The organism is Microbacterium sp. C23T (assembly GCF_053345975.1).
In genome coordinates this window covers 79,419-102,497 of sequence record NZ_JBKFBD010000001.1, presented here as the reverse complement: position 1 = coordinate 102,497, position 23,079 = coordinate 79,419, and the positions used below count along the sequence as shown (strand labels likewise).

General features: G+C 67.8%; 19 protein-coding genes. 8 read left to right on the top strand and 11 right to left on the bottom strand.

Annotated elements, in window-relative coordinates:
- Positions 1 to 278 precede the first annotated feature (278 nt).
- Both ACLBXX_RS00465 and ACLBXX_RS00460 read left to right on the top strand, forming a co-directional pair.
- Positions 279 to 1,217, top strand: coding sequence for a CPBP family intramembrane glutamic endopeptidase (locus tag ACLBXX_RS00465; RefSeq protein WP_447656357.1), 939 nt, complete (start codon positions 279 to 281; stop codon positions 1,215 to 1,217).
- Between the two features lie 343 nt (positions 1,218 to 1,560).
- Positions 1,561 to 2,886: a DUF1254 domain-containing protein gene (locus tag ACLBXX_RS00460; RefSeq protein WP_447656356.1), complete on the top strand. Its 1,326-nt coding sequence runs from the start codon at positions 1,561 to 1,563 to the stop codon at positions 2,884 to 2,886.
- Between the two features lie 323 nt (positions 2,887 to 3,209).
- Here the strand turns inward: ACLBXX_RS00460 and ACLBXX_RS00455 are convergent, their stop codons facing one another.
- The 4 genes from ACLBXX_RS00455 to ACLBXX_RS00440 are packed head-to-tail and all read right to left on the bottom strand — an operon-like array spanning position 3,210 to position 7,779.
- A complete protein-coding gene (locus tag ACLBXX_RS00455) occupies positions 3,210 to 4,619 on the bottom strand; it encodes an aldehyde dehydrogenase family protein (RefSeq protein WP_447656355.1) in 1,410 nt (469 codons plus the stop codon).
- A 21-nt stretch (positions 4,620 to 4,640) separates the two neighbouring features.
- Positions 4,641 to 6,083 carry an APC family permease gene (locus ACLBXX_RS00450; RefSeq protein ID WP_447656354.1) on the bottom strand — a complete coding sequence of 481 codons (1,443 nt, stop codon included), beginning with the start codon at positions 6,081 to 6,083 and terminating at the stop codon, positions 4,641 to 4,643.
- Positions 6,084 to 6,117: 34 nt separating this feature from the next.
- Positions 6,118 to 7,440, bottom strand: a complete 1,323-nt coding sequence (locus ACLBXX_RS00445; RefSeq protein ID WP_447656353.1) for a flavin monoamine oxidase family protein — start codon at positions 7,438 to 7,440, stop codon at positions 6,118 to 6,120.
- Positions 7,441 to 7,779, bottom strand: coding sequence for a cupin domain-containing protein (locus ACLBXX_RS00440; protein WP_447656352.1), 339 nt, complete (start codon positions 7,777 to 7,779; stop codon positions 7,441 to 7,443). It lies immediately after the preceding gene.
- Between the two features lie 104 nt (positions 7,780 to 7,883).
- Between ACLBXX_RS00440 and ACLBXX_RS00435 the strand changes: the two genes are divergently transcribed.
- From ACLBXX_RS00435 to ACLBXX_RS00425, 3 genes are all read left to right on the top strand, one after another.
- Positions 7,884 to 8,456, top strand: a complete 573-nt coding sequence (locus ACLBXX_RS00435; protein ID WP_447656351.1) for a TetR/AcrR family transcriptional regulator — start codon at positions 7,884 to 7,886, stop codon at positions 8,454 to 8,456.
- Positions 8,457 to 8,773: 317 nt separating this feature from the next.
- Positions 8,774 to 9,595 carry an MIP/aquaporin family protein gene (locus ACLBXX_RS00430; RefSeq protein ID WP_447656350.1) on the top strand — a complete coding sequence of 274 codons (822 nt, stop codon included), beginning with the start codon at positions 8,774 to 8,776 and terminating at the stop codon, positions 9,593 to 9,595.
- A 26-nt stretch (positions 9,596 to 9,621) separates the two neighbouring features.
- Positions 9,622 to 11,172 (top strand): alkaline phosphatase family protein, encoded by a 1,551-nt coding sequence (locus ACLBXX_RS00425; protein ID WP_447656349.1) that lies wholly within the window; start codon positions 9,622 to 9,624, stop codon positions 11,170 to 11,172.
- A gap of 266 nt (positions 11,173 to 11,438) precedes the next feature.
- Here ACLBXX_RS00425 and ACLBXX_RS00420 read toward each other — a convergent pair whose 3' ends face one another.
- Together ACLBXX_RS00420 and ACLBXX_RS00415 are read right to left on the bottom strand one after the other, a co-directional pair.
- Positions 11,439 to 12,122, bottom strand: a complete 684-nt coding sequence (locus ACLBXX_RS00420; RefSeq protein ID WP_447656348.1) for a DUF1345 domain-containing protein — start codon at positions 12,120 to 12,122, stop codon at positions 11,439 to 11,441.
- 335 nt (positions 12,123 to 12,457) lie between these two features.
- A complete protein-coding gene (locus ACLBXX_RS00415) occupies positions 12,458 to 12,892 on the bottom strand; it encodes a hypothetical protein (protein WP_447656347.1) in 435 nt (144 codons plus the stop codon).
- 28 nt (positions 12,893 to 12,920) lie between these two features.
- Here ACLBXX_RS00415 and ACLBXX_RS00410 point away from each other — a divergent pair, with 28 nt between their 5' ends.
- A complete protein-coding gene (locus ACLBXX_RS00410) occupies positions 12,921 to 14,264 on the top strand; it encodes a threonine/serine ThrE exporter family protein (RefSeq protein ID WP_447656346.1) in 1,344 nt (447 codons plus the stop codon).
- Positions 14,265 to 14,276: 12 nt separating this feature from the next.
- Here the strand turns inward: ACLBXX_RS00410 and ACLBXX_RS00405 are convergent, their stop codons facing one another.
- From ACLBXX_RS00405 to ACLBXX_RS00395, 3 genes are read right to left on the bottom strand one after another with little or no spacing between them, the layout of a single operon-like run.
- Positions 14,277 to 15,626: a M20/M25/M40 family metallo-hydrolase gene (locus tag ACLBXX_RS00405; RefSeq protein ID WP_447656345.1), complete on the bottom strand. Its 1,350-nt coding sequence runs from the start codon at positions 15,624 to 15,626 to the stop codon at positions 14,277 to 14,279.
- Positions 15,623 to 16,072, bottom strand: coding sequence for a hypothetical protein (locus tag ACLBXX_RS00400; RefSeq protein ID WP_447656344.1), 450 nt, complete (start codon positions 16,070 to 16,072; stop codon positions 15,623 to 15,625). The genes ACLBXX_RS00405 and ACLBXX_RS00400 overlap by 4 nt, the downstream gene beginning before the upstream one ends.
- Positions 16,069 to 17,532 carry an APC family permease gene (locus ACLBXX_RS00395; RefSeq protein ID WP_447656343.1) on the bottom strand — a complete coding sequence of 488 codons (1,464 nt, stop codon included), beginning with the start codon at positions 17,530 to 17,532 and terminating at the stop codon, positions 16,069 to 16,071. Before ACLBXX_RS00395 ends, ACLBXX_RS00400 begins: the two co-directional genes overlap by 4 nt.
- 205 nt (positions 17,533 to 17,737) lie before the next feature.
- Here ACLBXX_RS00395 and ACLBXX_RS00390 point away from each other — a divergent pair, with 205 nt between their 5' ends.
- Positions 17,738 to 19,249 carry an MFS transporter gene (locus tag ACLBXX_RS00390; RefSeq protein WP_447656342.1) on the top strand — a complete coding sequence of 504 codons (1,512 nt, stop codon included), beginning with the start codon at positions 17,738 to 17,740 and terminating at the stop codon, positions 19,247 to 19,249.
- A 57-nt stretch (positions 19,250 to 19,306) separates the two neighbouring features.
- Here ACLBXX_RS00390 and ACLBXX_RS00385 read toward each other — a convergent pair whose 3' ends face one another.
- The gene (locus ACLBXX_RS00385) at positions 19,307 to 20,431 is read right to left on the bottom strand and encodes a M24 family metallopeptidase (protein ID WP_447656451.1); all 1,125 of its coding nucleotides are present in this window, start codon (positions 20,429 to 20,431) and stop codon (positions 19,307 to 19,309) included.
- 162 nt (positions 20,432 to 20,593) lie between these two features.
- On the opposite strand from ACLBXX_RS00385, the gene ACLBXX_RS00380 reads away from it, so the two are divergent.
- The gene (locus tag ACLBXX_RS00380) at positions 20,594 to 21,490 is read left to right on the top strand and encodes a phosphotransferase (RefSeq protein ID WP_447656450.1); all 897 of its coding nucleotides are present in this window, start codon (positions 20,594 to 20,596) and stop codon (positions 21,488 to 21,490) included.
- 126 nt (positions 21,491 to 21,616) lie between these two features.
- On the opposite strand, the gene ACLBXX_RS00375 is transcribed toward ACLBXX_RS00380, so the two are convergent.
- Positions 21,617 to 22,939, bottom strand: a complete 1,323-nt coding sequence (locus ACLBXX_RS00375; RefSeq protein ID WP_447656341.1) for a protein kinase domain-containing protein — start codon at positions 22,937 to 22,939, stop codon at positions 21,617 to 21,619.
- Positions 22,940 to 23,079 lie beyond the last annotated feature (140 nt).

The window sequence follows — 23,079 nt, the reverse complement described above, 5'->3', positions numbered from 1 at the left end:
CCTCCGGCGCGGTGTTGGAAGAGAGATGAGCCGCGGTGTCCGCTGCTCATCTCGAGGGGGTCTCGCGCTCACCTGCCGAGATGCGCGGCGACCGTCCCCATGCGGATGCCCGCATGGGGATCGTGCAGACCTGCCTCGTGGTCCACCGCGAGAACCGATTTTCGCCCACCGCGAGTCGCGTTCGGCGAATCCGATACTTTGAAGGAGCGTCCGTGTTTCCTCGCACCACGGATGAGGTCCACCACCCTCGGTGCGAGCGGTGAAAGGCTCAAGCCCAGATGCGTGTTCGCGACCTGAGTTTCGTCCGGGAGATTGACACCGGCAAGCGGAAGACCCCGATCGTCATCGCGTACCTTTTCGCGGTGCTCGTGGCGGTGCTGGCCGTCCAGATCATCGTCGGTGCGGGGATTCGTGTCGCGACCGGCACCGAGAAGGACGTATCGAGCTTCTTTTCGCAGTTGATCGAGGGCGTAACCGACCTCGTGCCGATCCTGATCATCTTCGCCTGGGTGGCGTGGTTCGAGCGACGTCGGGTGAGCTCGCTTGGGCTCCGCGGCGGTCGCGGCTGGCTCGTCATGCTCCTCGGTGTTGTGGTCGGTGGAGCACTCATCGCACTTGCTGCCGCACCTGCGATCATCGCCGGTGACGTCGTGGTCAGCGACGCCGACGCTTCCTCGAACCCGGGCGGGCTCGCCGTGTTGGGCATCGTGCTCGCAACCATCCCGATCTGGATCATCCAGGGCGGATCCGAGGAGATCATCTTCCGCGGTTTCCTCCTGCAGCGCAGCCTCTACTCCTGGCCGACGTGGCTGGCCATCGCCGTCACCAGCGTCGTGTTCGCCGCCGTCCACCCCGGCGCCTGGGGCATCGGAAAGCTCAACGTCGCGCTGTTCGGCGTGCTCGCCGCGGTCATCGTGATCTGGCAGAACTCGATCTGGCTGGTCATCGGCATCCACGCCGGCTGGAACTTCGTTCAGGGCAACGTGCTTGGCATCGCGGTATCGGGCGAAGGACGCGAGAACAGTCTCATCCACTTCGAGCCTGTCCCTGGGCGAGACCTGCTCTCGGGCGGAAGCTTCGGCACCGAGGGCAGCATCTACGCCACCGTTGTCCTTCTGCTGGCCATCATCGTGGCCTGGCTGCTTGCCCGCCGCCGCCTCGCTACCGGCGACGCGGGTAGTGAGAGCCCCGCGGTTACTTCCACAACCGCGAGTTGACCCCCACCGTGGGCAGGACACGACAGCTTTCGGCGCCCGGGGAGTAAGCCCGCCGCGCGCGGACAAATCCCCTTCACCGGGCATCGCACGCAAAGGGATCGATGATCGATCGTTGGTTTCCGGTACCGACGATTAGTCGTCGATGGGCATGATCGAGCCGAGTTGCGCGGACACGGCCCGGCATTCGTTCCTCGCTCGCAAGGGGATCCTCGGCCACCTCGGGTGCGCGAGCGTGGATAGCGGCGGGTCCGCGTTGGCGAGCGCTGGAGAGATACCGCTAGTGTCGCGAGGAGTGGCTGGTTGAGCGGAGGTTCGGGTGTCTGGTTCGGGTCAGAAGGTTGCCGTGTCGTACGCCTCCGAGGTGGGACGTGCGGCGTACGTGTGGGGTTGGCCGCTGGTCAACATGCGCAACCGGCTCAGCATCATGGAACAGGTACCGGAGCCGGGACTGCTCAAAGGCATCGTCCCGGCCGGGCCGCCGAACCACATCGGCATGCTGCACGACTACATCCGCCCCGAGGAGCGGGTCGTGGCGTGCCCGAACCAGGACGTCGTGTACGGATTCGGGGCGCTGGACGCCGAGCGCGGACCCGCAGTCGTGCAGGTGCCCGACTTCGGTGACCGGTTCTGGGTGTATCAGGTCGTGAACCAGCGCACCGACTCGTTCGTCGAGCTCGGCAAGATGTACGGCACCCAGCCGGGCCATTACCTCCTCGCGCACGAGGGCTGGGACGGCGAGGTGCCGGACGGCATCGCCGGGGTGTTCCGGTACGACACCCGGATCGCGATCGTGATCCCGCGGGTGTTCCAGGACGACACCGCCGAGGACCGTGCCGCGGTGCAGCCGGTGGTGAATCAGATCCTCGTCTACCCGCTGGCCGACTTCGACGGCAGCATGAAGACCCTCGACTACTCGCAGGTGCCTTCGTTCGGCAGCGCCGATGCCACGGACGGTGAGGAGGAGACGCAGTGGGTCGACCCGACCACGTTCTTCGCCGAGCTCCCGACGGTGCTCGACGAGATCCCCGCCCGTGCCGGTGAGGAGGCGTTCTACGCCTGGATCCGTGAGGTGCTCGACGCGGCGACGACCGATCCGGAGGTCGCGGCCGCGCTGAAGCAGGCCGCGCTCGATGCCGATGCGACCGTGAAGGACCTGTTCGAGTTCCGCAATTACGGTATCCCGCTCGCGGCGAACTGGACCACGCAGCGGGTTGGAGCCAGGTTCGGCACGGACTACCTGATGCGCACCGCGGTGGGGAAGTCGAACATCTTCGTCAACACCCCCAATGAGACCTCGTACTTCTACCTCGACCTCGACGCCGCCGGGAACCGCCTGGACGGCACGAACACGTACACGGTTCGCTTCGACGCCGACCAGATCCCGCCGGTGCAGGGCTTCTGGTCGCTGACGGTCTACAACAAGCACCACTTCTTCCACCCCAATGAGCTGGACCGGTACTCGCTGGGCACCAAGAACAAGAACCTCACCCTCGGCGACGACGGCAGCCTGACCCTCACCGTCGGCGGCAACGCGCCGGCAGATCCGACCCGGCTGGCGAACTGGCTCCCCGCACCCGCGGACGAGTTCACGCTGTACCTGCGCGCGTACTGGCCGGAAGACAGCATCCTCGACGGCTCCTGGCAGCCGCCCGCCGTGTACCGGAGCTAACAGGATCCGCTTGCATTGACGGAGAGGCGGACGCACGCAGGAGGCCCGGCTTCCGCGCTGCGCCGTGCCCTTGGTCAAGCCTCGATCGTTGGATTCGTTGTCCGAAGCTCAGGTCGTCGCGGAGCGCCGGTCGTCCTGATGCACGCTCATCGCTCGGCCCTCGTTCATCGCCCGCCATGGGATCCAGGTCGGCGCGACCCCTGCCGCGCGGTGGATCGCATGCCCCCGAGGCCGTTGCCGCCGCGACGCCAAGGGGTGAGGGACCGTGGTCCCCACCACGGCCCCTCTGGCCGACCCGGGAGTCACTCGGATCGGACGTGTGTTCAGCGGCTGATGACCTTGGGTGCGGCCACCGCCTTGAGGCCTGCGACGCCGAATTCCTGGCCGTAGCCCGACTGCTTGGTGCCGCCGAACGGCACGACCGGGTTGAGGGCGCCGTGCTGGTTGATCCACACCGTGCCGGCCTGGATGCGCTTGGCGACGTCCATCGCAGCGTCGGTATCGCTGGCCCACACGGATGCACCAAGCCCCTGCTCGGAGGCGTTCGCGCGGCGGACCGCGTCATCGAGGTCGGTGTATCTGATCACAGGGATGGCGGGGCCGAACTGTTCTTCGTCGACGAGTCGCGCGCCGTCGTCGATGTCGGCGACGATGGTGGTGCGGTAGAACAGGGGTCCGAGGTCGCGGGCGGGTTCGCCGCCGGCGACGATGCGGGCGCCACGTGTGCGGGCGTCATCGACCAGGTCGCGGACGATGTCGAACTGGTTCTGGTTCTGCAGCGGTCCGAGCACGTTGCCTGCGTCGAGCCCGCGGCCCATCGGCATGGCCTTTGCCAGGCCGGCGAGGGTGTCGACGACCTCGTCGTAGACGGAGTCGTGCACGTACAGTCGCTTCAGCGCCGCGCAGGTCTGACCGGTGTTGATGAAGCATCCCCAGAAGAGGTTCTCGGCGATCGCCGACACGTCGGTGCCCGGCAGGACGATCCCGGGGTCGTTGCCGCCGAGTTCGAGGGTGAGGCGAGCGAGGTTCCTCGCGGAGGATTCGACGATGCGACGGCCTGCCTCCGTGGAGCCGGTGAACATGATCTTGTCGAGGCCCGGGTGGGAGGCCATCACCGCCCCTACTTCACGGTTGCCGGAGACGACCGTGAGCACCCCGTCGGGCAGGTGCAGGTTGAACACCTCGACGAGGGCGAGTACGGAGAGCGGCGTGTAGCTGCTCGGCTTCACGACCACGGTGTTTCCCATGCGCAGCGACGGGGCGATCTGCCATACCGAGATCATCATCGGCCAGTTCCACGGCCCGATGGCGCCGACGACACCCAGCGCGTCGTAGTGGATTTCGGCGCGGGCCGGTCCGTCCTCGAACACGACTTCCGGCTCAAGGACCGTGTCGGCGGCGTTGCGGGTCCAGGCCGCGCAGGCGCCCACTTCGAAGCGTGCGTTCGGGCCGTCCAGCGGCTTGCCCTGCTCGCGGGAGAGGATGGTGGCCAGCTCCTCGGAGTTCGCTTCGAGGTCATCGGCGATCGCGTTCAGGATGCGGGAGCGTTCGGCGTGGCCGAGCGCGTTCCATGCCGGCTGGGCGGCGCGTGCGGCGGCGATGGTGGCCTCGAGGTCGGTCACGGTGTGGACGGGCGCGTACCCGATGGTGTCGCGGGTGGCGGCGTCGGGGATCGCCCGCCCCTCGGCTTCGGGGACGGTGATCGATTCGAGGATGGTCGTGGTGGCAGTCATGACGGATGCTCCGTTCTCGGGTTACTCGGCGCTGACGAACTGGTCGGGCCGGCGTTCGGTGATGAAACCGACCAGGAAGGCGATCGGGACGAACGCCAGGAGGATGACGGCGGTGATGACCTCGCCGCCGATCAGTGACGTGAAGTTGGCGACGACGAGCACCAGTACGCCGATGAGCAGCAGTGCCGCGATGGCGGGAGCGACGCGGGTCTGCCACGGGTCGGTGGCGTGGGTGCGCACCGCGTAGACGACGACGGCGATCGAGCACAGCACGTACAGCGTCACGAGCGCAGCCACGGCCAGGCCGCTGAACCAGGAGAATAGCGTCAGGATCGGGTCGAGGTTCAGGATCGCGAACGGGGCGATGAGCAGCACCGCTGTTATCGACTGCACCCAGGCGGCGGCGTGCGGGGCCTGATGCCGGTTCGTGTGCGAGAGCCGCTGCGGCAGCGACTTCTGGCTGCCGAGCGCGTGCAGGTAACGGTTGATGCCGTTGTGGAACGCCAGGATCCCGGCGAACAGCGAGGTGACGAGCAGGATGTTCGCGACCACCCCGGACCAGCTGCCCAGAACGCCGTCGAGAGCCTGGAACACGAATTGCGTCGAGTCGCCCGACATGACCGCGGTCTCGGCCGCGGCGACGGCGTTTTCGGCGCCGTAGTAGGAGATGAACATCCACGACACGAACGAGAAGAAGATCGCGATCACACCGACCGAGAGGTAAGTGGCGCGGGGGACCGTGCGCTGGGGGTCCTTCGCCTCTCCCGAGTAGATGGCAGTGGACTCGAAGCCGAACATCGAGGCGACCGCGAACATCAGGGCGACGCCGGGGGCGCCGGCCATGATGGCGCTGGGGGAGAAGCTCGCGGCGAAGTCGATGCTGCCCTCCGGGCCGCCGCCGCCGGTGAACAGCGCGCCGAGCGCGAAGGCGAGGAGGATGGCGACCTCGAGCCCGACCAGTACCGCGAGGACTTTCGCGCCGAGCTCGATGTTGAGCGAGCCGAGGAGCTGGATGACGACGATCGTGATGATGACCGGCACCCACCAGGGGATGTTCACGCCGAGCGCGGCGAGCAGGCCGCTGACGCTCGCGCCGTACAGCCCGTACATCGCGGCCTGGACCGTGCCATAGGCGACCAGCGCCAGCCAAGCCGACCCGGTGCCGGTTCGCTTTCCCAGACCTGCGCCGACATAGGCGTAGAAGGCGCCCTTGCCGTCGACGCGGCGACTCATCGCGATGAACCCGATGGCGAAGATGACGATGATGACGCCGATGACGAGGTAGGCGCCGGGCGCGCCCGCGCCGTTGCCGAGAAGGATCGTGAGGGGGAGCGCACCGGCGATGCCGGTGAGCGGGGCTTGCGCCGACAGCACGAAGAAGAGGATGCCGAGCACCCCGACGGCGCCCTTGCGCAGGTCGGTGGATGCGGTGGTCGGGACGGGGCTGGATTGCTTGAGCGACATGAGGATCGTCCTTGATCTCGTAGTGCGTGGGATGTCAGACCGCGACGGGTTGCGCGGTGGTGAGGATGGCGCGAGCGGCTTTCAGGCCGCTGTCGATCGCACCGTCGATGAAGCCGCCCCAGCCGTCGGCGACATCGGATCCGGCGATGCGGATCCGGCCGTGGGGCTGCTGGAGGGCAGGGAGAGACTCGGTCAGGAACCCGATGCGATGCATCGGCCAGGTCTCCTGGGCGTATTCGTCGTCGACCCAGCTGTGGCCGACGCTCTCGACGACCTTCGCGTCCGGAACGAGCCGGTTCAGCAGCTCCTGGACCGCGGCGGTGTCTGCGGGGTCGATGGCGTGGGCGTCGGGTCCGAATCCGATCACGAACGTCTTCCCGTCGGCGACGTATTCGGACTGGAAGAAGTTGAGCGGCCAGTCGGCGCCGCCGAGTGCGACGAACGCGGGGTGCTCGCCCTCGATGGTGAACCACACCTTGGTGCCCAAGCCGAGCTGTCCCTGTTCGGCTGCGATCTGCACGGCGACAGGGAGCGCAGGGGTGAATGCGATACGCGGAAGCGTCTGGATGGGGACCGCGACCATCACACTGTGCGCCTGGTACTCGGTGCCGTCGGCGGTGGCGACCACCGCACCGTCGTCATCCTGACGGATGCTGCGCACGTCGGCGCAGAAGCGGAAGTCCGCGGCCGTGTCTGCCTGGATCGCCTCCGCGAGGGCCTTGGTGCCGCCAGCGATCTTGTAGGTCGCGCAGGCCTCGAACATCACCTTCCAGTCGCCGTTGGTGATGGCGACCCAGCGCAGCGCCTGGGTGAACGCGGCATCCTCGATGCGGCCGTTGAAGTTCAGCGTCCAGAACGACTCGAGCAGCGCGCGCTGCTCGGCGGGGATGGGCAGGAGGTCGATTTCGTCGAGGAGCGAGACGCCGTCGAAGTCGGCGAGAAGTGCCGAGTCCAGCGGGGCGAACGGCTGCGGGAACACCTCGCGCGAGCGGGCCGCGAGCAGCTCGTTGGGGCGGTCGAGGAGCTCGAAGAGTTCGTCCGGGCTGCCTGCGACGGTGCGCACGCCGTTCCACCAGTACGCGTTCTGCGGCACGGGGCTCGGTGCCAGGCCGATGCCGTAGCGGCGCAGCTCGGCCCACACGTGCGGCTGCGTCCAGTGCACCCAGGTGCCGCCGAGCTCGAGGTTCAGTCCCATCCGCTCGTCGAGCCAGGTGCGCCCGCCGATGCGGTCACGGGCCTCGAGGACCGCCACCCGCTTGCCGGCGTGAGCGAGCTCGCGGGCCGCGGTGAGGCCGGCGAAGCCGGCGCCGATGACGATGACGTCGTACGTGTTGTCCATGGTGATCTGCCCGTCCACTCAGGAGTAGACGAAGAACTCGACGGTCGGCTCGAGCACGGTCCAGGTCGCCGGGACGCCCTTGTTGAGCGATGCGGAGCCGCCGGCGGTGAGCTCGATCGCCTCGCCGCCCTCCGGCTCGATGCGCACCCGGCCCTCGACGATGTGCACCGTCTCGTCCGCGTGGCCGACGACGAGCATCGGACCGGGCGTCTCATCCGGGGACACGAACCAGTACCCGGCGGACAGCTGCTCCCGCCCGCCCTCACCGGGGCGGCGCACCCACTGCACGACGCCGACCTGGAAAGGCTCAGCGGCGGTGCGGTCGATCGTGCCGGCGATTGTGAACTGCTCAGACATGGGTTGTCCTCCTCGACAGTGGGGCGCTGCGGTGCGCTGAGGAGATTTAAGCAAATGCTTAGTTCTCTGCGCAAGAGGCAACTTGCGGTGAGTAGCATGAAGGCGTGGGACGTGTGGCATACGGCGAGGGGCGAGACCTGCTGGTCTCCGCGACCGTCGACGTCGTCGCGGACAAGGGCTTACGCGGCCTCACGTTCCGAGCCATCGCCGAGCGTGCTGGCGTCAACAACTCCCTGATCGCGCATCATTTCGGGACGCGGGAGGCCTTGCTTGCTGCGGCTCTCGACTGGGCGGTGGAGCAGTCGATCGAGACCACCGACCTGCTGGAGCTCGCGTCAGAGAAGGCGTTCGCCGACACACTCCTGCAGGCGATTTCGGTGCGCCCCGAGCTGCAGGCGTTCCAGTACGAGATGATTCTCGAGGCCCGGCGGAACGAGCTGTACCGGGCGCCCGTGGCCCGGCTGTACGCCCGCTATCACGCGGTCGTGGCCGAGAGTCTTCGACAGCATGGCGTCGAAGGGGACACGGACGCGATCGCGCGCGCCACCTTCGCGGCACTCGACGGCATCGTTCTGCAGTACATGGCCGGTGTGGATCGGGCCGACCTGCGGGGCGCGCTGGAACAGGTGTGGGCGGGCATACGGCCAAGGCTCGCCACGCCCGTATCGGGCGACTGACGCGCCGACCCGACGACTGCGGATCTTCAGTCGGCTTGCGAGTCACGAATCCGTCCCAGGCGCCGACGGCGAAGGTGAGGCCGATTGTGCCGACGGCGGGGACCGTGGTGATGCAGATTCGCTGACGACGATCGATCCGTGCGCGGGCACTCCGGCGTGGCGATCCGTGTGTCTCGGTGTGCCGTGTCGACGAACCGGTATGGGGGCGGTGCATCGCGGAGTCTTTCGGTGGGGTGGGATGTGGGTATATCGTCCGTGCCGAGCCGCTCGCCCGGCACGTGCGAGCGCTTGTCGTGCGTCGTGGGTCGAGGAGAGCCATGGTGGAGCAATCGCGTGGGGCCAGCGGCTCCCGGTTCGAGCGCTGGTTCGAGCTCGAGGTGGTCGAGCCGATGGCGGACTTCAAGAACCCGCGGCAGGAGTGGCGTCGGCTGTTCTCCGAGCTGTACGGCACCTTCCTGCTGGTTGTCGTCGCGGCCGGGGGCGGGATGATGGGGCAGGCGTTTCCGGGCCAGATCAGCCGCACGGCCGCCGTGGTCGCACCCGGGCTGATGGTGATGGGGATCATCCTGTTCATGGGGAAGGTGTCCGGCGCGCATCTGAACCCGGCGGTGACACTCGCATTCGCGGCACGCGGCGACTTCCCCTGGCTCCGGGTGCCCGGCTACATCCTCGTGCAGCTCATCGGTGCGACCCTCGCGGCGTGGATGCTGCAGGCCGTGATCGGGGTATCGGCGACGTATGGGTCGAACTACCCGGCCGAGGGCTACACGTCGCTCCAGGCGTTCTGGATGGAGACCCTGCTCACGCTCGGGCTTGTCAGCGTCATCCTGGGCACCGCGTCCGGGGCCCAGAACATCGGTGTCATCGGCGCCGTCGGTGTCGGCTCCTACATCGCGCTGGCCGGGCTGTGGGGCAGCCCGATCTCCGGGACGTCGATGAATCCGGCCCGCACGTTCGGCCCCGACCTGGCCGGTCTGGACTTCACCGATTACTGGGTGTACGTCGCCGGCCCGATCGCGGGCGCGGCCATCGCGGTGCTGCTCGCGTTCGTGCTCCGTGGGTACGGCGGCGGCCGCAGTGGCTCCGCTGCCGCCCAGGGCGACCTGTATACGGAGCCCGCCGACCCCACGAAGTCGTGACCTCCACCCTCGCCGAACGGAGAATCGTGTCCAGCCCGAACCGTCGGAACGCCCTCGACCATGTCGTCGCGATCATGTTCGAGAACCGCTCCTTCGACAACCTGCTCGGACGGCTCTACGAACCGGGTGAGGTGGAATCCTTCGAGGGGGTGATCGGCAAGGACCTGTCGAACCCGATCCCGGACTGGGCCGAGCACGGTGCCGAGCACGGCTCGATCTCCTACGGGATCGCGAAGACAATGGATACCCCCAACCCCGACCCCGGGGAGGAGTACCAGCACGTCAACACGCAGCTGTGGGGGCAGATCGACCCGCCCAGCAATCGCGGTGTGCTGGCCGAGAAGATGACCGCGCCCTACAACGCGCCCGCCGACACGCTGTCGCCGCCGCCGATGAGCGGGTTCGTCACCGACTACATCAGCGCGTTCACCGCCGAGATGGGCAGGCAACCCACCTACGACGAGTACGCCCAGATCATGCAGGGGTACACGCCCCAGCAGATGCCTGTGATCTCCGCGCTGGCACGCGGCTTCGCGACCTTCGACCACTGGTTCGCCGAGGTGCCGTCGCAGACGTTCACGAACCGGTCCTTCTTCCACGCGGCGACCGCGTCCGGCTTCGTCGTCAACGCACCCTACGGCACCTTCCCCGGCAAGAACGATGCCGAGACGATCTTCGAGCGCCTCGAGGCGAAGAGCCTCACCTGGCGCGTGTACGTCGACCCGGCCGCCCCGGCATCCTTCACCGCCCTCATCCACGGCCCGCGGCTCAAGGAGCGGTTCGCGACGAACTTCTTCACCACCGACCAGTTCTACGCGGACGCCGCAGGCGGCGACCTTCCGACGTACTCGTTCATCGAACCCAACCTGTTCCACGGTCACAACGACATGCACCCGCCGGTGTCGATGCTCATGCCCGGACTGTCGTTCGACGCCCCCTCGTCGTTGCTGGGAGGCGAGGCGCTCCTCGCCAAGGTGTACGAGGCCATCCGGGACGGGGCCAGCGAAGAGGGTTCGAACTGGTCCAACACGCTGTTGATGGTCGTCTTCGATGAGCACGGCGGAACCTACGACCACGTGCCGCCACCCCTGGCGGCAGCGCCCGCCCTGGCCCGCACCGGCCAGTACGAGTTCCCGTTCGACAGGCTCGGTATCCGGCTGCCCGCGATCGCCATCTCACCGTGGATCGATGAACGCACCGTCATCAACGGCGTGCACCACCACACCTCGGTGATCCGCACGCTGCGGGAGCGCTGGAACCTCGGCGACCCGCTCACCGCCCGCGACGCCGACGCGCCCGATCTCGCCGCGATCCTCACCCGGGATGAACCACGGCAGCCGGCGGAGTGGCCGGCCGTGCACCCGCAACCGGTCCCGCCCTTCGACGAATCGATGATCCCGCTCGACGCTCCGCTGTCACCGCTCGCGAAAGCCTTCGTCGGCGGATCCGCCGAACTCCTCCACGGCCTGAACACCGACGTGCCCCTCATCGAGGGCCTCGACAAGATGGACGGGCAGGAAGCCCTCGCCCACCTCAAGGTCATTGTGAAGGACGCGTTCCCCCACCTCGGAACCTGAGGACCGCGGAATCACATCGAGACACGAGCGAACTCCAATCGCGATGCCGCACCGAGCGGCGTCCAAGGCGGCGACATCATCGCCAGCGATGAGGCCGTGTGGGTCCAGACCAACTCTCGGCTTGCGGCATACGTGAAGCGCTTGACCCAATCGACATCGCCAGATGGCTGATGCGCGACGGTCGTCCGGCTTTCGCCCGTCGCACGCTACGGGACCCAATCGGCGACGAGGAAGCAGCGACTCGGGAATCCGAGCACTTCCTGCCGTCAGGTGGTGAGGAAGAGAACGCTGATAAGCAGGGCGATGATGAAGGTGCTGAAGGCGAAGGCGATATATGTCTGCCCGGTGACGATCGATCGCGCTCGGGTCGTGAGCACGTTGATGTCGGCCGACGAGAAGGTCGTCGCGATCTGCGCGGCGAGGTAGTAGTAGTCCGCGAAGACGGGGGCGTCGCCCTTCTTGCCGGGGAGTTCGAACGACTCCTCCTGCGAATCCAGTCGGGCGTAGTGCATCGCGTAAGCGGTGACGGTCACCAACCAAGCCGTGATCACGACGACGAAGCTGAGCGCATTGGCGAGCGGGCTGTCGAGCAGGCCCGGCAGGATCAGCACGAGGATCACGGATACGAGCGCGAGCACCGCCCATTGCACCGCGCTTGCCGGGAGCGCGAGGCTGCGGCTCGGGGAGTTCGTCGCCGACAGCCAGGCCCGCAGCGTCGGGGCATCCACACGGCCGAACGTGTACTGGGTAAGGGCCAGGAACGACAGCGAGTAGGCGATCCAGAAGACGAAGACCGTGAGGACGACGGCGTCGGTGGTGAATCGAATCGGCCAGAGCGCGTTGAAGGCGAGCAGGGCGATGACCGCGACGACCGCGGCGACGCCCAGGGACACGAGATTTCGGCGTCCTTCACCCGCCAAGGCCGGTGTCGGACGCACGTGCGCGTGCATGGCGCGATCGTACTCGGTGAACTGGGCTCGATGTGGCGATCGCTCGTCATCACAGGGCAGGCCCGCAAAGCACCGAAATAGACGATGAACCTTCCGTTGTCGTGCGCCGCTCGCTCGGGGATCGTCAAGGCAACCGCAACGCAGTGCCGTGGTCGGCGCTGGGCACTATCCGTTTTCGTCGCGGGAAGCCCCCGCGCATCGTGCGCGGCGGCCAATGACGCCCGGCTGCACCCGCGACGCATCGCGAAACGTGGAACCGCGTCGCTGCGGCTCACCTGCAACCATCGATCCGACTCCCTCGTCCTTTCGCGGGAGCGCGTGAGGGGAGTCGGCTGTCAGCGGTGCCCTATCGCCTCGCGGCTTTCGCGATGCCAACATGAGTGCTTGATGGCGTGGATGCGTACGAGACCGAGGCGCCGGCGGCGCACGACTGTCCCGCGCGCCGTTTCGACTATGGCCCTCCTTATGCTGCTGCTCGGCGCAGCCGGCTTCACATCGGCCATCCCGGCATCCGCGAGCGGCATCGCGCACCTCTCATCCGCGGTTCCCGATTCGCCGGCGCCATCCCCGTCGCCGACTCTTGATCCGACGCCTACGCCGACCCCGTCACCGACGTCGACGATCACTCCCACGCCCTCACCAGAGCCGACCGACTCTCCCGATCCGACCCCCACGCCCACCACGAGCACGCCGGAACCGACGACGACACCAGCGACGACAGCCACGCCCGTTCCGGCCATCCCGCCCGCGGCATCGGAATCGACGACCACGCTGCCGACCGTATTACTGGCACTCGGCGTGCTCATCGCCGCCGGCGTGCTGTTGTGGCTCCTCGCACGTCGCGAACCGCCGCCGACCAGCACCGCCGCGGGCGCGGCGCTGGTCGGCACCGAGTCAGCACCCGCCGTGCTCGATGCGATGGCGTCGTTGGGCACCGCGATGATCGACAGCGGCTACCCGGTGGGCCAGGTCCGAAGCGCGCTGGACGACATGGCGAAGGTGAACGGCCTGCCGTCTGCCGAAGCCGTTGTGTTCCCGACATCCATCCTCGTCTCGTCGGGAGATGCCGGTTCAGTTCAGACGCGCGCGGTGGCTGCGGGCGACAGCACCGCGCTGCTCTACCAGGTCGATGCTGTGGATCGCATCGCGGGCGTGGCGCGCACCCGGTCGAACGGCGCAAGTTGGGTGCGCCGGCAACTCCCTCGCGTCAAAGGACTGCCCCAGCCGTTCACGAGGGTGCAGCGAATCGGGGCGTATGGACTGCTGTCGGCCGCGCTCAGTGTGCTGCTCGGCTCCTCGTGGCCCGGTGTGATCGCCGCGGGTGCGCTCGGCATCGGTGTCGGTGCGCTGCTGCTGGGAACGGAACGCCTCGAAGCGGCGTATCAAGCCCTCGTGGTGGTCGCCGCATCTCTCGGAGTGGGCCTGGTCATGCTCGCCGTCGCGCATCTGGTCGATCCCGGCGTGCTCCCCGCGATCGTCGCTCCACTGATCATGCTGCTGCCTGGCGGCCTGCTGACGATCGGTGTGATCGAGCTCGCGACGGGGCACATCGTATCGGGAGCCGCTCGTCTGGCTGCCGGGGCCATCCGGTTGCTTCTGCTCGCGACCGGCATCGTCGCGGCCGGCGCGCTCATCGGGGTTCCTGCGATCACCGCGACGCAATGGCCGTTGGGGCCCGCTGCGCCGTGGGTGGCCGTCGCCGTGTTCGGCGTCGGCATCAGTGTCTACCAGTGCGCGCGCCCCTCCTCGATCGGCTGGATCTTGGTCGTGCTGTACGTCGCGTACGGCGCCCAGGTGCTCGGCGACGTGTTCTTCGACGGCGTCCTTTCGGCACTCGTCGGTGCTGCGGTGATGACGCCGGTCGCGGTGGTCGTCGCGCGCCAGCGGACCGGGCCGCCGGCGCTGGTGAGCTTCCTGCCGGCGTTCTGGCTGCTCGTGCCCGGCGCGCTCGGGCTCATCGGCGTGGCGAGCTTTCTGGACGGGGCGGCGACGGGGACCAACGCGATCGTCACGACGATCGCCACGATGGTGTCGATCGCGTTGGGTGTGCTGCTGGGGCTGGTCGCGTCGGGTTCGGCTCGGGGTTTCCGCAGTGCGCCTGCTGCCGACTGGATGGACGACACCGGCGAGCAGTCGGGTTGATCGTTCGCGCGGTCAGGTCGCCTTCGCGTAGGACCGGAGGAACAGCGCTTCGGCGATCGCGAGGTTCTGGATCTCGGTGGGATCGACGCTCTCATTGGGCGCGTGGATGAGAGCGAGTGGCTCTTCGACGCCCATCAGGATGATCTCGGCATTCGGGTAGGTGTCGGCGAAGACGTTGCAGAGCGGGATCGACCCACCCTGACCCAGCTTCGTCAGTTCGACCCCGTAGGCCGTGTGCATCGCGTCTGCGAACGCACGGAACGCGGGGCCGTCGGTGGCGGTCCGGAACGGCTCTCCCACTGCCTCAGTCTCGACATCCATCCGCACACCCCACGGGGCATGGGCCTGAAGGTGCGCCACCAGGGCGTCGTGTGCGTCCTGCGCGCTGATGCCTGGCGGGACTCGCAGGTTCAGACGCGCCGCTGCACGCGGAACGATGGATGCTGATGAGCCGACCACCGGCGGACAGTCGATGCCCAGCACAGTGAGCGCCGGCCGCGACCAGAGCTCATCCGCCACGGAACCGTCACCCAGGAGTCCGACCCCGTCGAGGACCCCGGCGTCGGCGCGGAACTGCCCGGCGTCATAGGGTTCGCCGGTCCACGTGCCGTCGTGGGGAAGCCCGTCGACCGTCGTGCTGCCGGCATCGTCGCGCAACGAGGCGAGTACGGCGACGAGCGCGGCCAGCGCATCGGGCGCCGGGCCGCCGAACATGCCGGAATGGATCTCCGACGCGAGCGCTTCGACCCGCACGACGACGTTCGCGAAACCACGCAGCGAGACGGTCGCCGCAGGGCGCCCGACCGCGGCGTTTCCTGTGTCGCATACGAGGATCACGTCCGCGGCGAGCACGTCCGGATTCGCCTCGACGAACCGTTCCAGCCCTCCCGTGCCTTGCTCTTCGCTGCCCTCGACCACGAGTTTCAGGTGGACGGGGATCTCGTCCTGCAGGGCGCGCAGCGCAAGGAGGTGCATCAGGATGTTTCCCTTGCAGTCCGCGGCGCCCCGGCCCGCCCAACGCCCGTCGACGTCGGTGAGCACGAACGGCGGTGTCCGCCACGCGGACTCCTCGAGGGGAGGCTGCACGTCGTAGTGGGCATACAACAGGACCGTCGGCGCGTCCGGGTCGGCCGCTTGCCGGCTGCCGACGACGGCGTCGCTGCCATCGGGTGTGCGCTCCAGCCTGGCGTCATCGAAACCGAGCGCCGCAAATCGTCCGCGCACCCACTCGGCCGCTTTGGCGCACTCCTCCGGTGGGTATTGACGGGGGTCGGCGACGGAGGGGATTGCGACGAGCTCGGCGAGCTCGCCGCGAGCAGCGGGCATCATCGCGCTGATCCGTGCGCGGATGTCGTCGCTCACGAGCCGTCGCCGTCGACCGTGTTGAGGCTGTCCACGAACTCCTGGAACTCCTTCGCCTCATCCGGGCAGTACGTCTGGATGATCAGAAGCTGGCCCTGCAGCAGCCTCGACTCCACCAGCGTCGGGCGCAGCCCCGGGCCTCCGGCGCCGTTGGACAAGCCGGCGAGCAGCGTCGACCGTGCCAGCGCAGAGTTCGGGTCGGCGCAGGTCGCACCGCCGTCGTCGCCGAGCACCGATGCGACCTGCTCCGGTGTGAAGCTGACCGCGATACCCGCGTCGGCGAACGCGTCGAGCAGTTCCTGCGCCTTGTCGACATCCTTGGCCTGCTGCCGGGCCCCGACGAACATGATGGTCGCGATGACGGCGAGCGCGACCAGCACGATGATCGCGACGGTGGCGATCACCGAGCGCTCGCGTTTGCTCTGGGTCTCAGCATCCGTGCTCATGATTCACTTCCGGATGCTGCGGCCGGCTGCTTCCAGGAGGGCTTGCGGAACCGGTAGAAGAGGAATGGCACGAGCAGCCCCAGGCCGAGCGCGCCGCCGCCGACGATCACGAGATAGATCCACGGGCTTTGGTCGCCGAACTGCGACGGCGGGATGAAGCCGACCAGGAGTGCGGCGAGCGACGCGGCGAAGCCGACCCCGCAGAGCGCGACCAGCATCGGGGCGCGGTAGCCGCGCGGGTGGTCGGGATGCAGCCTGCGCAAGCGGACCGCGGCGACGAACATGAGCAGGTACATGATCAGGTAGACCTGCGTCGTGATGACGGAGAAGATCCAATACGCGCTGGACACGTTCGGGATGAGCGCGTACCCCAGCGCGATGATCGAGGTGACGACGCCCTGGGTGACCAGGAGGTTCTGCTGCACGCCGTTCTTGTTGAGCTTCTGCAGGAACGGCGGCAGGTAGCCCTCCTCGCGCGAGATGAGCAGCAGGCCCTTCGACGGGCCCGCCAGCCACGTGAGCATGCCACCCAGCGAGGCCGCGACGAGCATGATCCCGACGATCGGGGTCAGCCAGGAGATGTCGAACGTCGCGAACACGGCCTCGAACGCCTGCATGATGCCGGCCGTCAGCGAGATCTGCTCGGCCGGGACGACCCAGCTGATCGCGAGCGCGGGGAGGATGAAGATCAGCAGCACGAGCCCCATGGCGAGGAAGATCGCCTTCGGGTACTCCTTACCCGGGTTCTTCAGCGACGACACGTGCACCGCGTTCATCTCCATGCCGCTGTAGGAGAGGAAGTTGTTCACGATGAGCACGAGGCTGGCAAGGCCGGCCCACTGCGGGAGCAGGTTGTCGACGGTCATCGGCGCGGCCGACGGGTTGCCCTGCCCGAGGAAGAGCGCGCCGAGGATCACCAGCACCGCGCCGGGGATGAGCGTGCCGATGATCAGGCCCCAGCTCGCGAGACCCGCCACGCCCTTGGTGCCTCGCGACGACACGAAGACACCGGCCCAGTAGCAGACCATGATCACGAGTGCGGTCCACACGCCATTCGATGCCAGCGCCGGGTTGATGACGTACGCGAGGGTGGATGCCACGAACCCGAGCAGCGTCGGATAGTAGAAGATCGTCATCGCGAACTGGCACCAGATGGCCAGGAACCCCATGGGCTTCGAGATGCCCTCGGACACCCACTTGTAGACGCCTCCCTTCCAGCCGGACGCGAGCTCCGCCGCCACCAACGAGGTGGGCAGCAGGAAGACGACCGCCGGGACCAGGTAGAGGAAGACCGCCGCCAGCCCGTACACGGCCATCGTCGGCGCCGGCCGCAGGCTGGCGACCGAGCTGGTGGTCATGAGCGCGAGGGCGATCCACGAGATCCACACCGGTGCGGGCACGGCCGCGGCACGCGCACGGACCGTGTCACGTCCTCGGCTCGACGACTCCGCGCCGCTCATCGCGCGCCAACTCGAAAATCAGGCGAGTGAACCATCGGACGTCCCTTTCCGCGTGGCGAGATACCGAAACAGAAGCCGATCAGTGCTGAAGATAGCGCTGAGGGGGCCTTGACGGTAGGGCACCACTGGTGGACGTGGGGACGGGGGCGCGAGAATGTCGCGCGGAGCATGGCCGTGCTCGAACCGGTACACGGAGGGTTGCCGCATGACGCAGGATCCGACCGCCGCGAAGACCGTCGCCGCTCGCGGCGCGACATCCGTGCTCGTCGCGACATGCATCTCGACGCTCGTGGTCAACGCCAACACATCGGCCGTCGCCATCCTCCTTCCGGCGATCAGTGAAGACACCGGAACATCGGTAGACACGCTGCAATGGGCGGTCACCTGCTACTCCCTGATGGGCGCGGCGATCATCGTCACGTCGGGCGCACTGGGCGACGTCTTCGGGCGCAAGCGGGTGTTCCAGCTCGGGCTGCTGCTGTTCATCGCCTCCTGCGTCTTCATCGCACTGTCCAGCACGGGACTCGAGGTGATCCTGGGTCGCATCATCCAGGGAGCCGCGGGAGCAACGATCCTCGCTTGCGGGTTGAGTCTGCTGACCGTGGCGAACACGGGTCAAGCGCAGTTGCGCGCGGTATCGCTGTGGGGTGCTGCGGCCGCCGTGGGAGCGGCAGTGGGCCCGCTGCTGGGCGGTGTGCTCGTCGATATCACGGGCTGGCAGGGCCTGTTCTGGATCGACGCGGTCGTTGCCCTCGGGTGTGTCCTGATCACGGCCCGCGGAGTGGACGAGTCGCGCGATGAGAATCGACCCAAGTCGATCGACTATCTCGGCGCGGTGCTGGTTGCGCTGACGCTCACCCCCGTCATCCTGGCGACGAGCCTCGGAAGCGAATGGGGGTGGGTCTCGCTGCCGACGATCGCATGCATCGTGGTGACGGTGCTCAGCGCCATCGCGTTCGTGATGGTCGAGAAGCGGGTCGCTGTTCCGCTGCTGGATCTCGCTCTACTCCGCAACGTCGTCCTGGTCGTCTCGACCGTCGCGATCCTGATCGGCTCCGGCACGATCAATGGGCTGATGTATCTGCTCAGCCTCTATTTCCAGAACCCCGACGCCCTCGGACTCACGCCGTTCCAGGCAGGACTGGCGATGCTGCCCGCCACCGTGGGCCTTGTGATCGTCGCCCCGTTGGTACCGAAGTTCGCCGCTCGGATCGGGGGGCGACGAGTCGTCGCGCTCGGATTCCTGATCACGGCGATCGGGTTCGGCGTGGTCGGGTTCGTCCACGCTTCGTGGAACTACGCAGCCTTCGTCCTGCCTCTGCTCGCGATCGCGATCGGCATGGGCCTGTCGAACGGTCCGTCCTCATCGGCTTCCACCGCGTGCGTACCTCAGGATCAGGTCGGGTCCGCGTCGGGAGTCTCCAATATGGCTCGATATATCGGCGCCGCGGTCGCCACCGCTCTCGTGGCGACCATCAACGCCTCCGTCATCTCGGGGCAGACGGGGGCCGGCGAGTCGATGTCGAATGCACTGGCTTCGGGTTTGGCGACCGCTTCGTGGGTCATGGCCGGACTCAGCCTCGCCGGTGTGGTGATGGCGGTGCTCATGAGGCGGCACCGGATGCCGGTGGGAACGCTTCAGGATGTCGCGGCGTCCGCCGCTGCACACACGCACACGCTGCCCACGACCGCTTCGGGGGCGGGCGCGGCACATTAGCCGAGGGTGGCTACGGCGCCCGAATGCCCGGTTGCCGTTCCCGAGCCACCGACGGCATCACTCGACGATGGTGAGCCCGTGGTCGGTGTCGTTGAAGCGACGCCCGCCGTCCTCGGTCACGGTGACGATGTCTTCGATCCGGACGCCGAAGCGGCCCGCGAGGTAGATGCCCGGCTCGATCGAGAAGCACATCCCCTGCACCGTGGGCCGCCACTCACCCTCGACCATGTACGGCGGTTCGTGGGTCGTCATCCCGATCCCGTGCCCGGTGCGATGGATGAAGTCGTCGCCGTATCCGGCCTCGGTGATGACCCGACGAGCGACGCGGTCGACCTCCTGGCAGGCGATGCCCGGGCGCACGGCTTCGAACGCAGTCTGCTGAGCGGCGCGCACGACGTCATGGACTTCCCGCATCTCCGCGGTTGGCTCACCCACGCACACCGTCCGGGTCGTGTCGGAGCCGTACCCGTGCATCAGCCCGCCGAAGTCCAGCACGACCATGTCTCCGGCAAGGATCGTGCGATCGCCCGCCTCATGGTGCGGGTTGGCGCCGTTCGGCCCAGACCCGACGACCGTGAAGTCGACCTGTTCGTGCCCGAACTCACGCAGCAGTCGCGCAAGATCGGCGGCGACGTCGGTCTCCTTGCGCCCCGCGAACGGCACCTTCACGATCTCACGGAAGGTGGCGTCCGCTGCCGCGCCCGCCGCCTCCAACCTGGCCAGTTCCGCGGGGTCCTTCACCGCCCGCAGCATGGGAAGTCGTTCCGTGACCGACGAGTATCTGATCTTCGGTGCGTGTGCCTGCAGACCCAGAAGGTGCATCGCCCACGCCGAGTCGGATATCGCGTACTCCCCATCGGACCGGAGCAAGGGCGTGGCCGCGGTGTACGGGTCTGTGCCGTCTCGCCAATCCGTGATGGTCACGGCGCCGGCACCGGCTGCTGACTCGGCATCCGGATGCTCCAGAATCGGCACCAACAGCTGCGGCTCGGCATCCTCGCGGAGCACGAGCAACGTCAGCCGCTCGGTGATGGCCGTCGGTTGATACCCGGTGAGCCAGAGAAGATCCGGGCCGGGGGTTACGAGTAGCCCGTCAAGACCTTCCGCCGCGGCGGCCTGCGCCGCTCCCTTCATGCGTGCTCGGTAGTCATCCGTCGTGAACGGCACCGACACGTCATCCATGGCTGTCTCCTCAAACCTGAAAGAGGCGCGCGAATCGACACCATTTTGACCTCGGAGGAATCGGGCCACAAGGCCACTCGTAGACACCCACAGGCGCGGGCGACTCCCAAGAAGCGGGGTCACTCCTGGACTCCGTCGTCTTCGAACAGAATTGGTCCCGTGATGCACGACGGTCAGATCGAGGTTGCCACGGGCGCGCTGGCGTCGGCGATCGCAGAGCAGTTCCCCGAGTTCGCGGGGTTGTCGATCATGCGTGTCGAGTCTGCGGGTACCGTCGTCGCACCGTTTCGCGTGGGCGCGGACGTTGTCGCCCGATTGCCGCTGGTGCCGACCGACTCGGATGCGGAACGCGAGAGTGTTCTTCGCGCACAGACGGATGCGCTGGTCCTGGCTGATCATCTCCGAGTCGCGGTGCCAAGACCACTCGGGGTCGGCGAGCCGTTCGAAGGGTATCCGGGCGTCTGGTCTGTCTGGACCTGGTTGCCAGGACGTTCGCTCGACCTCCTTCCTGTGGCTCACGATGAGCGTCTGGCAGCCGACCTTGCCGAGCTCATCCTGGCGATGCAAGCGCTCCCGGTAGCGGGGCAAACGTGGAATGGCAGGGGACGTGGGGGCCGGCCACTCGCCGACACCCCGTGGGTGCGCGAGTCCATCCGGAAATCGGCCCACCTCATCGATCCCCGCAAGACGACGGCGATCTGGGAGAGAGCCCTCGCAGCGTGCCCGCACGAAGGTCCCGCGGCGCGCATCCATGGCGACCCCATGCCCGGCAACTTTCTCGCGAACGACGGTCGCCTCTCCGGGATGGTGGATGTCGCGCCGCCGGCTTTCGGTGACCCAGCCGCGGACCTGCAACCAGCCTGGGTGCTGTTCGACGAACCCGCACGCAGTCGGTTCCTCACTGCGATGGGCCTCGATGATTCCGCACGAGAGCGCGGACGGGGCTGGGCCTTCGAGATGGCGATCGGTGGCGCGCACTACTACGAGCAGACCAACGCCGTCTTCTTCCAGCAGGCGATGCGCACTCTTCAGAGACTCATCGATGACGAGCGCGGCTGAACTGGCCTCGGCTCACCGGCAGCCGTCAGTCAGAGCTCCCGCGTTCCGCGTCGGAGCTCCCATGCGGGGCACTCAGGGGAGCGGCGCCGGTCTGCTCGTTGACCGTGGCGCGGATCGGTGCAGCGATCAGTCGTCTTCGTTCTCGCCCCGCTGTTCTTTGAGCCGCTTCTCCTCCTCTTGCGCTTGCTTGCGCTTCTCCTGCCCGAGTCGCTTCTGCTCCTGCTCAGCCTTCTTGCGCTGCTCTTCGGTCAGACCCGAGTCCTCGCCGGCGCCCCCCGTCCCGGTGTTCACCTCAGCGGGCGGGGTGACGGTCGGATCAGGGGTCGTCACCATAGGTGGGGGAGCGGGTTGCGGCTGATTGAGCGCCGCGATCCCGACGACCGCTCCGACGAGGACAGCGATGCTCGCAAGCACGCCCGCAAGGGTGACCATCCGGCGCCTGCGTCGGGCGCTGTGCCCGCCTGCGGCTGCGGCTGCGGCTGGCGCGAGCGCCGCCGCGTCGGGCCGGACGGACGCGGCCGTGGTGACGCCTCCGACCGGGGCTATCAGCGTCGGCGCGGTGAACGGGACGGTGGCCGCCGTCGTCGCGGCGAGCGTGCCGGCAGTGGGAGTGCGCTGTGAGAGGTTGCCGGTCGCTGCCGCGACCTCGGCGGCGGTCGGTCGCTGCGCGGGGTCGGGGTGCAGCATCCGTGTCAAGAGATCGATCCAAGCCTGATCCAGCGAGGCGGGAATCTCGGGCCTGCTTTCGAGGCGAGCCACCGCGGCGGCCATGCCGCCGCCTTGCGGGTGCGCCCGCTCGCCGGTGAGCGCCTCGAGGAACACGAGACCCAGCGAGTAGATGTCTGCCGCGCGTGTGGGCGCATCACCGCGGAGCTGCTCGGGAGCCAAGTAGGCCACCGTTCCGATCACCAGCCCCGGCGAGGTGATGCGCGACGTGTCGAGCAGGTAGGCGATGCCGAAGTCCGCGAGCTTCGCACGCGGCCGCGCGCCCGGGATCTGTGGCGGACTCAGCAGCACGTTGGAGGGTTTGATGTCGCGGTGCACGACGTCGGCCTTGTGAACGACGTGCAGGGCCTCGGCGAGTTCGGCCCCGAGGTGGCCGACGATGTGAGGTGGTAGCAGGCCGCCCGAGGCCAATCGTGCACCGAGTGTGGGGCCGTCGACGAACTCCATTGCGAGGTACTCGGGCTGACCGGGCACGAGGCGGGCATCGAAGAGCGTGACGAGCGACGGGTGGTTCAGCGAAGCGAGCACCGTCATCTCGCTGCGCGCGCGCTCCGACGAAGCGCCGTCGATGCCGGGCCGGATGAGCTTGATCGCCACCGTGCGGCCCAGCACCACGTCCTCCGCGCGGTAGACGCGGGCCATGCCGCCTTCGCCCACGAGGTCGCCCAGCCGATAGCGACCGTCGAGCAGCGGCGCCGTCTTGTCGGCGTTCGCTTCTGCCATCGGTTCCTCCTCGCCGCGACGACCGAGCCCGCGGCAGCCCCTCCGACGGTAGCCGCTGCGTGCGCATCGCAAGGTGCCCTTGACAGTTCCGGGCGGCCGCCGCGCCCGATGGCGTGGAGGAGCTCCTGATGCAACTCGAC

Coding starts and splice junctions, on each gene's coding strand:
- ACLBXX_RS00465 (WP_447656357.1), top strand. CDS start 279: ATGCGTGTTCGCGACCTGAGTTTCGTCCGGGAGATTGACACCGGCAAG.
- ACLBXX_RS00455 (WP_447656355.1), bottom strand. CDS start 4,619: ATGACTGCCACCACGACCATCCTCGAATCGATCACCGTCCCCGAAGCC.
- ACLBXX_RS00450 (WP_447656354.1), bottom strand. CDS start 6,083: ATGTCGCTCAAGCAATCCAGCCCCGTCCCGACCACCGCATCCACCGAC.
- ACLBXX_RS00440 (WP_447656352.1), bottom strand. CDS start 7,779: ATGTCTGAGCAGTTCACAATCGCCGGCACGATCGACCGCACCGCCGCT.
- ACLBXX_RS00430 (WP_447656350.1), top strand. CDS start 8,774: ATGGTGGAGCAATCGCGTGGGGCCAGCGGCTCCCGGTTCGAGCGCTGG.
- ACLBXX_RS00420 (WP_447656348.1), bottom strand. CDS start 12,122: ATGCACGCGCACGTGCGTCCGACACCGGCCTTGGCGGGTGAAGGACGC.
- ACLBXX_RS00400 (WP_447656344.1), bottom strand. CDS start 16,072: ATGAGCACGGATGCTGAGACCCAGAGCAAACGCGAGCGCTCGGTGATC.
- ACLBXX_RS00395 (WP_447656343.1), bottom strand. CDS start 17,532: ATGAGCGGCGCGGAGTCGTCGAGCCGAGGACGTGACACGGTCCGTGCG.
- ACLBXX_RS00390 (WP_447656342.1), top strand. CDS start 17,738: ATGACGCAGGATCCGACCGCCGCGAAGACCGTCGCCGCTCGCGGCGCG.
- ACLBXX_RS00385 (WP_447656451.1), bottom strand. CDS start 20,431: ATGGATGACGTGTCGGTGCCGTTCACGACGGATGACTACCGAGCACGC.
- ACLBXX_RS00380 (WP_447656450.1), top strand. CDS start 20,594: ATGCACGACGGTCAGATCGAGGTTGCCACGGGCGCGCTGGCGTCGGCG.
- ACLBXX_RS00375 (WP_447656341.1), bottom strand. CDS start 22,939: ATGGCAGAAGCGAACGCCGACAAGACGGCGCCGCTGCTCGACGGTCGC.